The following is a 13,882-nucleotide window of genomic DNA, read 5'->3' as shown; positions in this document are numbered from 1 at the left end:
AGGGGCTTCTTCTTTATCGGGGATTGTTTGTTTCGAAGATTTTCATGCGTTCTTCAAGGATCTCGTACTGATGGTCTTCGATGAACGAAGTACATACACGCAGCCCCTCCTGTTCAGAACCACAGGTAATCAGGCAGATGGCTGACACGCCGTAATACATCAATTCAAGAGCAAGTTGTCCAGAAGTCATGCCAGGATAACCGATGGTGAAGTAGAATCCATCAGCAATCGGTTCATCAAGGTCTTTGTCATACACCACATAGAAGTTGTGACGACAGAAAATCTCCTTCAGCTTCTTGGCACGCTCACCGTAGACACTGATTTCCTTACGGAAGTCGTACTTGCCTTCGTAGGCGGCTTTCAGCATGGCTGCCAAGGCATACTGGGCACTGTGGCTTGTACCAGAACTCAAAGCGTAAAGCATACGGGTGGAGAACACCGGGCCGAAAGGCAAACCCTGATAACGCTCAGACAAGGCATCGAAGTGACGATGGAACAAAGCGTCGGAGATACAGGTGACACCGATACGCTCGCCTGCATAACTGAAGGCTTTTGAACCACTGATCAGCAGCATGTAGTTATCCGTGTAACGGGCTACGGTAGCCTGATAAGGCGGCTCAAACGGTGTGGAAAGATCCTTACGGAAGTCCATCGCAAAGTAAGCAAGATCTTCCATCACGATAGTATCATATTTCGTAGCGAGCTCACCAATCACCTGCAACTCTTCCTCACGCAGACAGATCCACGAGGGATTGTTGGGGTTGGAATACACGATGGCGCAGATGTTGCCCTTTGAGAGATAGCTCTCGAGTTTCGGACCTAACTTTTCACCACGGAAATGATACACATCGAAGGTCTGGTACTTCACGCCCATCACCTCCAGCTGCATCTTCTGAACAGGGAATCCTGGGTCGATGAATAACACGGTATCTTTCTGCTTGTCGCGTTGTGAACAGGTGAGGAACGAGGCGAAGGTGCCCTGCATCGAACCTGTCACGGGGATGCAGCCCTCGGGTTTGATATCGATACCGATGAATGCTTTCACAAACTGAGAGGCAGCTTCTTTCAGCACGGGCGTTCCCTGAATATCGGGATAAGAATGGGCGATACCGTCCTGAAGGGCTTTGATCTGTGCATCGACACCTGCTTGAGCCGCAGGCAACCCAGGGATGCCCATCTCCATCTTGATGAACTCTACCCCACTCGCTTTCTCGGATTTGGCTGCCACTTGTTTAACCTCACGGATCGTTGCCTTAGCAAAATCCGTGATGCCAAGCTCAGCCACCAGTCCGTCAACGATTTCTTTCTTTATTGGCGTTTCCATTACTTCTGTGCTTGTTTACCGATGGCCAGAGCCTTGATGTTTGCCTCGACGATAGCTTCACCCTTGCGTCCGAAGACACGACGGATGGCATCCTCAAGTTTATCGTACTCGATGCCTAATGCTTTCTGGGCAGCACCCAACAGGATCACGTTGGCAGAACGGGGCACGCCATTATCCTTGGCAGCCTGCTCGATATCTAGCATGATCACATTGTTGATCTTCTGGAGATCAGCCTTAATGGTCTCGATGTCAGGATAGTTCGGGATGTTCACGAAAGGTGTGCTAGAGGTGATAATCCAACCGTCTTTTGCCAGGAATGGCAGATAGCGCAGGGCTTCCATCGGTTCCATAGAGATAATCACATCGGCACCACCTAGGGGAATCAGATCACTGGAGATGGGATTGCTGGAGATACGCAGGTTTGACTGCACATCACCACCACGCTGGCTCATGCCGTGAACCTCTGCCTGTTTGATATAGAGGTTCTCCTTCATGGCTGCCTCACCAATGATCGTGGCAATAGAGAGGATACCTTGTCCTCCTACGCCGCAAAGAATGATATCTGTTTTCATTTTGCTTTCTTTTGTTTAAGATGTCGTTGTAAAGTTTGCATGCACTCACGACGCGGGATAATCACACTCACACCATGATAGTTGATCTCATCGCGGATGGCCTGTGTGATCTCAGGCATGTTCTTAGGGATGGGGTTCACCACCTTCAGGTGATTCTCTGACAGACCAAGGCCTTTACAGATAGCCTCAAACTTATTTGTACCGGCAGAATCCTGACCACCCGTCATGGCTGTTGTCAGGTTGTCGGAGATGATCACAGTAATATCCGCATTCTCATTGATGGCATCGAGCAGACCTGTCATTCCTGAATGAGTAAAGGTAGAGTCACCGATGATAGCAACTGCGGGCCACTGACCTGCATCGCTGGCACCCTTCGCCATCGTGATCGAAGCACCCATGTCCACACAAGAATGGATGGCTTTATAAGGCGGCAGGAAACCAAGTGTATAACAACCGATATCACCAAATACACGTGCATTGGGATACTCCTTCAACACCTCGTTCAGAGCTGTATAGACATCACGATGTCCACAACCCTGACAAAGTGCAGGTGGACGTGGAGTAACATCCTCACAAGGTGCATAGTTCTCAGAACTCTCGATGCCGAGTGCCTTCTTCAAGAAGTCGGGATTGAGCTCACCCGTACGAGGCAGCTCACCCGTAAGACGTCCCTTAATCACGGCATTGCCAGGCATCACACCGCGTACCTGATCCTCGATAAAAGGCTGACCTTCTTCAGCAATCAGCACCTGCTCGCAATCGTCGGTCATACGGCGAATTAATTTCTTAGGAATAGGATACTGTGAAATCTTTAGCACTGGAAATGGACAACCTTTTGGATAGCACTCCATAAGGTAGTTGTAAGCGATACCGCTGGCAATGATGCCAAGTTTATGATTATCAGCATCAATATACTTATTATATTTGCTGTCAACAGCCATCTGCTCTAGCAATGGCTGCTGACCTGTAACCACAATATTACGCTTCTTGGCAAAAGCAGGTAACAACACCCAGTTTGATGCCTGTGCATCGTAATTGAGTTCGTTCTGTGGACGGGCTTCGTTTTTAATCTCTACAACAGCACGGCTGTGGGCCATACGAGTGGTGACACGCATCAAAATGGGTAGATGCAATTGTTCCGAGAGGTCAAAAGCCTCCTGCATCATATCGTAGGCCTCCTGTTGGTTACTGGGCTCCAGTGTAGGGATCATGGCAAACTTCGCATAGAAGCGAGAATCCTGCTCGTCCTGCGAGGAGTGCATTGAGGGGTCATCAGCCACCAAAACCACTAGTCCGCCATTTGTACCTGTCATCGCAGAGTTCACAAATGGGTCGGCACACACGTTCAGACCAACATGTTTCATACACACCAGCGCCCGTTTGCCCATATACGACATACCGAGTGCAGCCTCCATTGCAGTCTTCTCATTTGTTGACCAGCGACGGTGGATGTTTCTTTCCTTCGCGACGGGGGAATCCTGAATATACTCAGTAATCTCCGTCGAAGGTGTTCCTGGATAGGCATACACACCACTCAGACCTGCATCGATGGCACCCTGAGCAATTGCCTCATCTCCCAATAAAAGCTTTTTCATTTGATTATTTGAGTATTATACAATTTTACTTCTTAAATTGTGCGCAAAGTTACGCATTTTCAGCCAAATAAACAAATAAATGCGGCCTTATTTGCATAAAGCCGCATTTATATTCAGAAATCTTTCAACTTAGAAAGTATAACCCAGTGTCAAGAGTACCTGATGACGCTTCTGGCTTACGTCTAAAGCACCTGTCTGACCACCAGCATAGGGCTGGAATGGATGGAACTCACCATTGGTAGCACTATACTGATAAGCCAAATCAATATTAAAACCACCAGACTTATAACCCAAGCCACAAGTAATGCGGTAGGTATCCTTCCAGTTAGTGTAATCTGTGGTAGAAGAATACATCACACCAGGGGAATCGATGGTCATATCGCGTACACCGTTCTTATCATATGCAGCCGAGATATAGTTGGCACCAAAGCGAACGGCCAGTGCAGGATCTGGCTTAAATTCTAGTCCTGCCTTTAGGGTGTGAACACCTTTAAGAGACTTCTCTGTATTACGCTTCATTAATTCATCAGTAGAACTCTCGGCATTATCATAATAGTCATAACCGTCGATGATGCGGTTCTTGCTGGCTCCATAGTCGCTGTACTCGTAGCTCAGGCCGAGGGCTACGTTGGTGCCAATGGTATGACCGAGGCTGGCTCCAAACTTCCAGGGGGTATAGAAATGGAAGTCGTAGCTCTCACCACTAGTGCCCTTATCCCAAGCTCCATAGGGGGTGTTGTTCACCATATAGCTGGAATTGCTGGAGGTGAGGTCGTACCAGGTGGGGGTGGAGACAGAGAGACCGATGCGGAAGGGAGACTCTTCGACCGGACGGAATATGACGCCAGCCTTGATATCGTAGCCGGTGCCCTTGATCTTACGCTCGTCGCCATAGGCCACAGAACCACAACTGCCCTCCGAGTCGACCATCTCCTCACCATACTCGGAATAGCCTTTATAGCGGACATCCTTTACACCGACTGTGATACCCCAATAGAAACGGTCGTTGGAGTTGCCACTGATATTGAAATCGAAGTCGGCTATCCAACCACGATGGGCCTTATCGAACGTATAGCGGCTGGCATCGTTGAAATAATAATATTCATCATTGGGATCATACAAAAGCACATTAGTATTCATATAATCGGCCTGTGAATAAATTTGCGAACGATAGTCACCATTCCACCCCATGATATCACCATCTTTATTGAAGTCGAGCTCATAGAGGCCGCGGGCTGACTTGTCATACGACAGACCATTCTGCGAACAACCACTCAGCGAGTTGGCGGCTGAGAGAATCTGATCGAAGTTACGGCTCTTATGATAGTTGAACCCGAAATTGATAAAAGATGTGGGACTCGTACGACAGGCATAGACAAAACCAACTTGGTCGAATGACATATTGGTCTTATTAAGGCCATCGAACTTCTGTACATCCTGCTGTGACACTATGCCAAAACTGAGACTAGCTGTAGAGTGACGGAATAGTCCTATGCCTGCGGGATTCGAACTGATGGTGGAGATATCTGCTCCAAGGGCTTCCATCGCACCACCCATGCCCACATAACGGGCAGTACCATTCAGGTCGTTGCCCAGGAGGCGGGCACTCTCGTATGTATCTTGTGCTACTGCTGGCAAAACCATTGTCAGAGACAGAGCTAAAATAAAACCTTTTTTCATTATCTAATCATTAAATTATTACATTTTAAAGAAGTAAAATTACCTGCGTCCTCCCATACGAGAGCCACCGCCACCAGAAGAGCGTGAGCCGCCTGAGGAGTGACTTCCGCCACTGAACCCGCCTCCACTGCTTCGTGAACCACTCCAAGAGGATGAACTGTGCGAAGAGGAACTGCTGGGACTATAGGTGGAACTGTTACCACGACGACCGCTGAAGTTGCCACTGCGGGAGGTTTGCGAATTGCCACTGCGGTAGACACGGCCTCCTCCCATCGAGGCAGCACGGTCTCTCAGACTGGAAGTGCGGCTGGCATTGCCTGCCACAGAATTGTATCTGCGGTAGGAAGAAGAACCTCGGCGGTCGATAGTACCTGCATTGCCTGTGCGGCCATAATAGTGGCCACTGCCACTACCGCCAATCACATAGTAATATGGATAACCGTAATAGTAGGGATAACCCCAACCGTAGTAGCCATAGTGGTATGGCCAACCCCAGCCATAATAGCCATAATAGCCGTAAGGATAATACCAAGTATCATACCAGGGGTAATAGCTGCTGTACCAAGAGCCGTAATACCAGGGATCGTACCATCCATAGGTGCGATAGTACCAAGGTGAATGCCACCCCCAGTCATAGCGACCAGCATTATAACCTGCCCAGAAGGCAGCATTGTCTGACATATCGTAATCGTCGAAACGCTGCATCTTCTTCGTCAGCTCATAGTCCTCCTTCAGAGAGTCAGGATATACGCCCTTACCCTCGCTGAATTCTATGATGTCAAGTTTCGTTGTATCACCATCAATAACCTCATATGTACTAGCCGTACGACGATTGTAGTCATCCACAGTACGATTCAGGCCCTCATACTGCGTATCCTCCGTCACCACCTCAATCTTTGAAGCCGCTTTGTTCTTTTTCGGCACAAAGTAGAGATCATCATCTTGAGCCATCATACCCAAAGGCATGGCTCCGATAAGCAGGGAAATCAGTAACAGTTTTTTCATTTTCTTTGTCTTTATATGGTTTCACGTTGCAAAAATACAACGATTTTTAGTGCAAATGTACGGAAAAACCCTAACTTATGGTAGGATTTTCCCTATTTTTTGTAATTTTGCCTCAAAAATTAACATCCTTATGAAATATTTCGAAGCCATTTTTACCATTACTCCCTACTCTACAGACGCCTCCGATATATTGGCAGCAATGGCTGGAGAGGCAGGATTCGAGACTTTTGAAGAAACAAAAGACGGGCTCAAGGGCTACGTGCAGCAAACACAATTCAACGAGAAAGCCCTTCGTGAAATTATAGAAGATTTCCCCTTCGAAGGGACCGCCGTTACCTACACTATTCGCGAAACCGAAGATCGTGATTGGAATGAGCAGTGGGAACAAGAAGGTTTTGAGCCAATAGTCATCTCTGATGGTGCAATGACTATTCACGATGGCCGTCATCTTCCTGACAATATGCCTGCTGACACTATTAATATTGAGATTGATGCCAAACTGGCATTTGGCACAGGAACACACGAAACCACCCGTATGATTTGCGCAACACTGGTAGATCACCACCCCAGAGGTCGCGTTTTGGATTGCGGAACAGGCACTGGCATCCTCTCTATCTGCGCACTCAAACTCGGCGCCGAAGAGGCTATAGGTTACGACATCGACGAATGGAGTGTCGATAATGCGCGCCATAATGCGGTAATAAATCACGTTGACAATCACTTTACCTCCCTCCTCGGTGATGTTTCTATATTAAATAAGGTAGATGGCGAGTTTAAGGTGGTAATGGCGAATATCAATCGTAATATTCTATTGACAGATATGTCTTTCTTCCGAAAGAAGATGGCGCAAAGAGCAATACTTATCCTCAGCGGATTCTATACTGAAGATGCTCCCCTGCTCATCGAGAAGGCAAAAACTTTAGGGCTTACCCTCCAACAACAAAAAGAAGACCAAAACTGGTGTTGTTTGGTCTTTACATAAGCAGATAAGGCATTTTATTGCTTTGCATTCAGCGCTTCGTAGATACGCTGCACGGGAAGTCCCATCACATTGTAATAGCTGCCCTTCAAAGCGGTTACGCCTATGTATCCTATCCATTCCTGTATACCATATGCACCAGCTTTGTCGAAGGGTTTGTAAGTGGTGATATAGTAATTTATCTCTTCGTCAGAAAGTATCTTAAATGTCACATCTGTGGTGACGGAGAAACGTTTTTCCCATCCTTCGGCCACCAGGCAAACACCTGTCATCACCTGATGCGTACGTCCGCTAAGGAGCCGCAGCATACGGTCGGCATCGGCCTTGTCAACAGGTTTGCCAAGAATTTCATCATCTACAATCACCACAGTGTCTGCAGTGATAATGATTTCATCCGATGCCATTTTTGACCGATAGGCTTCAGCCTTTAGTCCTGCTATGTGAAGGGCAACTTCAGAGACTGGCATCGAAGATGGGTAAGATTCTTCAATACCATTGAGGATTCGTACCTCAAAAGGGATTCCGAGACCTGCAAGCAATTCGCGCCTTCGTGGCGAGTTACTTGCCAAAACAAGTTTTTTCACCATCCGAATGCCTTTTTATCCATTATCCACTTTCCTTGTGCGCGAAGCACCTGTTCTATGATATCACGTCCACAACCATGACCACCGATACGGTCACTCACATAAATGCTGACCTCTTTAATCTCAGGACAAGCATCTTTTGGACAAACTGGACATCCCACACGACGCATAATCTCAAGATCGGGAATATCGTCGCCCATATACATTATTTCCTTGTCTGTCAAACCATATTTATGAAGGAAAGTCTCGTATGTTTCAATCTTTACGGAACAGCCGATATAGATGTCCTCCACTCCAAGACCCTCATAACGTTTACGGATACTGGTAACTTTAGCACCAGTCATAATCGCGATTCTCAAGCCAAGTTTCATCGCCAGCTGTATAGCATAACCGTCCTTGATGTTCACGGTACGTAGAGGTTCGCCTTCAGATGAGAGCGTGATGGTCTCTGAACTCAACACACCATCGATATCAAATATAATGGCCTTTATTTCTTTTAAGTCGTAATTAATCATCTATCAACCATCAAAACTTATTCAAGTGTACGTTCTCCCATTTTAACTTGTCCTCACTTTGCTCACGACGCTCGTCAGTCCAATGACCAAGTGCAATGATACAAAGACAATTCAAATTGTCGGGGATGTCCAGGACCCCTCTAATCACAGTATCAGCAGTTGTGCCATCGTCTAGACCACGCCCACGCATCTGAATCCAACACGAGCCAAGCCCTAGCTCCTCTGCCTGATATTGCATGGAGGCTGCGGCAATGGAACCATCCTCAACCCAACAGTCATTTTGCATGGGATCGCCCAAAACAACGATAGCTACAGGGGCATCCTTGAGAAACTGCGATCCAAGATTCTTCGCATCAGCGAGTTTCTCCAAATCCTGCTTGTCGTCCACGACCACAAACTGCCAGGCGCGCTGGTTTTTTGACGTAGGTGACATCAGGGCTGCACGAATGATTAACTTGAGGTCGTCGGCATCGATCTCTTCATCGGTATACTTTCTGTGACTGCGGCGCTTCTGCACCAAATCTTTAAATTCTGTCATATTATGCTTAAATATCTAATTTTGGTGCAAAGATAATATATTTTTCTCAATTCTTACTTCTCGATTCTTATTTTTTTATTATCTTTGCAGCATGAAAGGACTGAAGACAACGCTCTACAAGCGCAGCGAACAACTGCCGGCTTTGGATGAAAGTAATTTCTTCCATAGCCGTGAATTGTTCGACATCGCAAGAGAGACCCCCCGTCAGAAGCCTGTTATGGTGGTTACCACTGATGCCGAAGGACATGTTGTCAGCCACATGCTGGGTATTATTCGTTACCGAACTTTGGTAATTCCCCCATTTCTGATTATCCATTGTCGTGTTCTCGGTGAGGGCGTCTATTACGACAGTCCTTACAAGAAAGAAGAACTTTTCGGTGAAATGCTGACAGCACTGAAGTTGAGCATGAGTACACGTACGTTGTATATGGAGGTAAGTAACCTGAGTCAGAAAATGTTTGGTTACAAACAACTACGTCAGTTGCAGTTTTTCCCTGTAAACTGGTCCAGTGTCCATAATTCGCTTCATAGTCATGCCCCGGAGGAGCGTATTTCTTCAAAGCTTCAGAAGCGTATCAATTCTGCCCGTGAACGTGGGGCTACTACAGAGATCGTCCAAACAGAAGACGACTTCAAAGCGTTCTCCAAGTTGCTTAGGAAACACAATTTATTAAAACCGAAACGCTATATACCTGATGATACCTTTTTCAGAAAAATAATGGAGGGAGAACATGGGCGGCTCTTCGTGACCAAATATCGTGGTAAAGTAATTGCATGTTCCGCTTGTGTCTATAGCATGGGAGATGCCTATCTCTGGTATTCGGCCTTCAGACGCAAAACCTACCGTTTTTTGCATCCCGATGTTGTAGTGGTATGGGATGTGATGAAACACGCCTATGAAAACGGTTATGCCCACATGTGCTTTATGGATGTAGGCTTACCTTTCTCGAAGAATCCTTTCCGAGAGTTCATTCTTCGGTTTGGAGGCAAAGAACAAAGCACCTATCGCTGGTTCCGTTTCTCCATCCGTTGGATTAACTCCTTACTCTCCTGGCTTTACAGGGAGTAATTATTACTCTTTACCTAACATAGCTCTCTCAACGTCATACGAATTGGCACCCTTGTTTACTCGGCGTTCTTTCGGAATGTCAGGTACAGCTACGAGTCCGTCGTCATTCGCCCAGCCACCCTCAGCCTGTCCTTCAGGAACAATAGGCTCACCATCAGCATTAAGAGAGTCTGCCTTAGGTGTAACATACTCAAAGGTAGTATCGGCCACGTCTTCCAAATAACGCTGATAAAGCTCTGCCTGATTCGGTCGGCAGCTATACGTCGCAAACACTAACATCCCAACACAAAAATAAAACAACTTCTTCATATAGTTATTGGTATCTTTTATATTCTTTCCACTTGCTTTACGCCTTTTACAGTGCGTAACTTCTTGATCAGCGACTCCAGACGAGAGGTATCTTCCAGCATTACCACAAGGTTTCCACTGAAAAGACCATCGTGCGAGTCGATGTTGATAGAGCGCAGTACGAGCTTCTCGTCTTTGGAGATAATGCTCGTGAGATTGTTTACAATACCGATATCGTCATTACCGATAACCCGGAGTGTGATGGAATATTGCGAGGCCCCTTTACCGCTCCACTTAGCCTTGACCACGCGATAGCCGTAACGGCGTCGCAGTTCTGGGGCGTTAGGACAATCCTGCCGGTGAATCTTGATACCGCCATTGATGGTGACAAAGCCGAAGATTGGATCACCATAGATTGGATGACAACAGCGTGCCAGTTGGTAGTCCAAGCCCTTTAGATTCTGGTCAATGACGAGGGTATCGTCAGAGGCCCCCGTATTGACAGGTGAGAATTTCGATTGTTCCAGCTCAAACTCCGATGCCGAACGGGCGATGTTGTCGCCTGTCACCGTTTTCTCCCCATCGCGTACCTCTATATATTTATCTATGACGGTGTTCACATCCAATACGCCGTCGGCAATCGACTTATAAAAATCGCTCACCTCCTTGAAGCCAAGCTTCTTGATGACGTGGAACATCACCGACTCCTCCTGATCAATCTTACGATTCTTGAATTTACGTTCAAGCATCTCCTTGGCAAAAAGTCCGTCGCGCTGACGAGTTTCCTTCAATGCCAGGCGAATCTTCTGTTTGGCGCGTGACGACTTCACAATCGAAAGCCATTCCTGACGCGGTTTCTGATTGGCCGATGTCAGAATCTCCACTTGGTCACCGCTTTTCAACTGATAGCGGATGGGCACCACCTTGCCGTTTATGCGACCTCCCGTACACTGGTTGCCCAAATTCGAGTGGATATGATAGGCAAAGTCGAGCACAGTAGCTCCCACGGGGAACTTATACAGATCGCCACGAGGCGAGAACACAAAGACCTCATCCTCATAGAGCTCCATCTTAAACTGGTCCATAGCCTCCAGACCCTCAGCATGTTCCAGCATTGAACGAATGCCCGTGAGCCACTCGTCAAGCCCCGTTTCACCTTTTACGCCCTTATAACGCCAGTGGGCAGCCACACCCCGCTCAGCGATATCGTCCATACGTTCCGTACGGATCTGCACCTCCACCCATTTCTTCTCAGGGCCAAGAACTGTAATATGCAACGACTCGTAGCCATTCGATTTAGGAACCGATAGCCAGTCACGAAGTCGTTTAGGGTTGGGCTGATACATATCGGTAACAATCGAGTATGCCTGCCAACACTGCATCTTCTCCTTATCTTCCGGACAGTCGATGATGATGCGAATGGCGAAGAGGTCATAGATTCCCTCAAAGCCGCATTTCTGCTTTTTCATCTTCTCCCAGATAGAGTGTATCGACTTTGTACGACCCTTGATATGACAGTTGATACCCGCCGCCTTCACCTTTTCCTCAATAGGTTTGATAAACCTTTCTATATAGGCATCACGCGAGGCTTTCGTCTCATTCAGTTTCTCACGAATCATATAGTAAGCATCGTGTTCCAGATACTTCAGCGAGAGGTCTTCCAGTTCGCTCTTCAGCTTATAGAGGCCTAGCTTATGGGCAAGCGGTGCATAGAGATAGGCCGCCTCCTGAGAGACCTCCATCTTTGCCTCTATATTTTCCGTATCTCGGATTTGGCGCATCAGATTCACACGATCAGCAATCATGATGAGAATCACACGCATATCTTCAGCGAATGAAAGCAGCAGGTTACGGAAGTTCTCGCTTTCAATAACGGGATTCTTCTGATACAGCTGCTGGATGCGGTTCAGACCGTGAAGGATGCGGGCCACCTGCGGGCCGTATTGCTCCTCGACCTGCTCAATAGTCATGTGCCCCTCGTCAATCTCGGGAATGAGATAAACCGCCTGTATTGCGTCACCCTTCAGCCCAATTTCCTCTTTCAGAAGTTGAGCCGTACGAGCAGCCATCTGTTTCTTTTCTTCGTATGTAAATGCGAATAATTCTGCCATAATTGACTTTTTTCATTGCAAAGATACAAATTTCTTGGAAAATCTTCGTTTTTTTTCAAAAAAGTTAGTATTTTTGCATCAGAAAACAATTTAAATTCCAAAAATCGTTATGTTATCACAACAAGACCTGAAACAAATTGCTCAGAAAGGAATCACCGCTGAGCAGATCGAGAATCAACTGAATGAGTTTAAAACCGGATTCCCCTTCCTGAAGCTGGAAGCAGCCGCTGGCATCGGTCGTGGCATTATCGCCCCCAACGCCGACGAGCGCAAGCAGTTGGAGGAAGTATGGAACCAGTACAAGGCTGCTGGCAACAAAATCGTAAAGTTTGTGCCCGCCTCAGGTGCCGCCAGCCGTATGTTCAAAAACATGTTTGCTTTTGTGGATGCCGACTATGATGTACCCACCTCCGATTTCGAGAAGAAATACTTCGACTCGATAGAGAAGTTCGCTTTCTATGATGCTCTTGATGCCGCTTGCCAGAAGAACGAAGGCAAGGGAATCAAAGAACTGATTGCTGCAGGTAATTACAAAGCAGTCGCTGCCAACATGCTGAAGGCCGAAGGCTTGAACTACGGTCAGCTTCCTAAGGGACTGTTACTTTTCCACAAGTATGCTGAAGGACCGCGCACCCCGATGGAGGAACACCTTGTGGAAGGTGCCCTCTATGCTGCCTCTAATGGTGAGGCCCATGTTCATTTCACCGTCTCTCATGAGCACATGGAGCTCTTTAAGGCTAAGGTGGCTGAAAAGGCTGACTCCTTTGCTAAAAAATATGGTATCAAGTATGACATTACCTTCTCAGAGCAGAAGCCCTCTACCGATACCGTTGCCGCCAACCCCGACAACACACCATTCCGCAACGATGACGGCTCATTGTTGTTCCGTCCCGGTGGTCACGGTGCCCTCATTGAGAACCTTAATGAGATAGACGCCGACGTGATTTTTATCAAGAACATCGACAACGTGGTACCCGACCGTCTGAAGCCAGAGACCGTAGAGTGGAAGCAGGTCATTGCTGGTGTGCTCGTTTCGCTGCAGAAGCAGGCTTTTGAATATCTGCGTCTACTTGATGCAGGTGCTACCGATGCCCAGCTCGAGGAGATTGCCAAGTTCGTCAGTGAGAAACTCTGCACCGATGCCAAGGGCAAGAAGGCCGATGCCGCCTATCTGCGTGAGAAGCTGAACCGCCCAATGCGCGTCTGTGGCGTGGTGAAGAACGTGGGTGAACCTGGTGGTGGACCGTTCCTGACCTACAATCAGGATGGAACCGTATCGCTGCAGATTCTGGAGAGTTCGCAGATTGACACTAACAACGAGGCTTATATGAAGATGTTCACTCAGGGTACTCACTTCAACCCCGTAGACCTCGTCTGCGCCGTGAAGGACTATAAGGGTCAGCCCTTCAACCTGCCTGAGTTTGTTGATAAGACCACAGGTTTCATCTCTTCTAAATCGAAAGCCGGTAAAGAGCTGAAGGCCTTGGAGTTACCAGGCCTATGGAATGGTGCTATGAGTAATTGGAGTACGGTCTTCGTAGAAGTGCCTCTCGGCACCTTCAACCCAGTGAAGACCGTCAACGACTTGCTACGCGAACAACATCAGTAAACAAAAGAAATCC

The 13,882-nt window shown here is 47.5% G+C and carries 13 protein-coding genes; 3 read left to right on the top strand and 10 right to left on the bottom strand.

Annotated features, from left to right (window positions below):
* Window positions 1-13: 13 nt before the first annotated feature.
* The 5 genes from BMY16_RS09450 to BMY16_RS09430 all read right to left on the bottom strand — a co-directional run bounded on the left by BMY16_RS09450 (window position 14) and on the right by BMY16_RS09430 (window position 6,176).
* A complete protein-coding gene (locus BMY16_RS09450) occupies window positions 14-1,324 on the bottom strand; it encodes an aminotransferase class I/II-fold pyridoxal phosphate-dependent enzyme (protein ID WP_091841931.1) in 1,311 nt (436 codons plus the stop codon).
* Complete coding sequence (locus BMY16_RS09445) at window positions 1,324-1,896, bottom strand: indolepyruvate oxidoreductase subunit beta (protein WP_091841929.1); 573 nt, start codon at window positions 1,894-1,896, stop codon at window positions 1,324-1,326. The genes BMY16_RS09450 and BMY16_RS09445 overlap by 1 nt, the downstream gene beginning before the upstream one ends.
* Window positions 1,893-3,491, bottom strand: a complete 1,599-nt coding sequence (locus tag BMY16_RS09440; protein ID WP_091841928.1) for a thiamine pyrophosphate-dependent enzyme — start codon at window positions 3,489-3,491, stop codon at window positions 1,893-1,895. Before BMY16_RS09440 ends, BMY16_RS09445 begins: the two co-directional genes overlap by 4 nt.
* A gap of 129 nt (window positions 3,492-3,620) precedes the next feature.
* Entirely contained in the window at window positions 3,621-5,171 is a 1,551-nt protein-coding gene (locus tag BMY16_RS09435) for an OmpP1/FadL family transporter (protein WP_091841926.1), read from the bottom strand.
* A 39-nt stretch (window positions 5,172-5,210) separates the two neighbouring features.
* Window positions 5,211-6,176, bottom strand: coding sequence for a hypothetical protein (locus tag BMY16_RS09430; RefSeq protein ID WP_091841924.1), 966 nt, complete (start codon window positions 6,174-6,176; stop codon window positions 5,211-5,213).
* A 130-nt stretch (window positions 6,177-6,306) separates the two neighbouring features.
* On the opposite strand from BMY16_RS09430, the gene prmA reads away from it, so the two are divergent.
* Window positions 6,307-7,158, top strand: coding sequence for a 50S ribosomal protein L11 methyltransferase (gene prmA, locus BMY16_RS09425; RefSeq protein WP_091842000.1), 852 nt, complete (start codon window positions 6,307-6,309; stop codon window positions 7,156-7,158).
* A 14-nt stretch (window positions 7,159-7,172) separates the two neighbouring features.
* On the opposite strand, the gene BMY16_RS09420 is transcribed toward prmA, so the two are convergent.
* The 3 genes from BMY16_RS09420 to BMY16_RS09410 are packed head-to-tail and all read right to left on the bottom strand — an operon-like array spanning window position 7,173 to window position 8,792.
* Window positions 7,173-7,742: a Maf-like protein gene (locus BMY16_RS09420; RefSeq protein ID WP_091841922.1), complete on the bottom strand. Its 570-nt coding sequence runs from the start codon at window positions 7,740-7,742 to the stop codon at window positions 7,173-7,175.
* A complete protein-coding gene (locus tag BMY16_RS09415) occupies window positions 7,736-8,254 on the bottom strand; it encodes a KdsC family phosphatase (protein ID WP_091841920.1) in 519 nt (172 codons plus the stop codon). The genes BMY16_RS09420 and BMY16_RS09415 overlap by 7 nt, the downstream gene beginning before the upstream one ends.
* A gap of 10 nt (window positions 8,255-8,264) precedes the next feature.
* Entirely contained in the window at window positions 8,265-8,792 is a 528-nt protein-coding gene (locus BMY16_RS09410; RefSeq protein ID WP_091841919.1) for a nitroreductase family protein, read from the bottom strand.
* Window positions 8,793-8,883: 91 nt separating this feature from the next.
* Between BMY16_RS09410 and BMY16_RS09405 the strand changes: the two genes are divergently transcribed.
* Window positions 8,884-9,861, top strand: coding sequence for a GNAT family N-acetyltransferase (locus tag BMY16_RS09405; protein WP_091841917.1), 978 nt, complete (start codon window positions 8,884-8,886; stop codon window positions 9,859-9,861).
* Between the two features lie 3 nt (window positions 9,862-9,864).
* On the opposite strand, the gene BMY16_RS09400 is transcribed toward BMY16_RS09405, so the two are convergent.
* Both BMY16_RS09400 and BMY16_RS09395 read right to left on the bottom strand, forming a co-directional pair.
* Entirely contained in the window at window positions 9,865-10,140 is a 276-nt protein-coding gene (locus BMY16_RS09400; RefSeq protein ID WP_091841916.1) for a hypothetical protein, read from the bottom strand.
* A gap of 47 nt (window positions 10,141-10,187) precedes the next feature.
* The gene (locus BMY16_RS09395; RefSeq protein WP_091841914.1) at window positions 10,188-12,260 is read right to left on the bottom strand and encodes a RelA/SpoT family protein; all 2,073 of its coding nucleotides are present in this window, start codon (window positions 12,258-12,260) and stop codon (window positions 10,188-10,190) included.
* 109 nt (window positions 12,261-12,369) lie between these two features.
* Here BMY16_RS09395 and BMY16_RS09390 point away from each other — a divergent pair, with 109 nt between their 5' ends.
* Complete coding sequence (locus BMY16_RS09390; protein ID WP_091841912.1) at window positions 12,370-13,869, top strand: DUF4301 family protein; 1,500 nt, start codon at window positions 12,370-12,372, stop codon at window positions 13,867-13,869.
* The last annotated feature ends 13 nt before the right edge of the window (window positions 13,870-13,882 follow it).

The organism is Prevotella sp. ne3005, assembly GCF_900110085.1.
GTDB lineage: Bacteria > Bacteroidota > Bacteroidia > Bacteroidales > Bacteroidaceae > Prevotella.
Note: the sequence above shows the minus strand (reverse complement) of the source record. Positions and strands in the feature narration are given on the sequence as shown.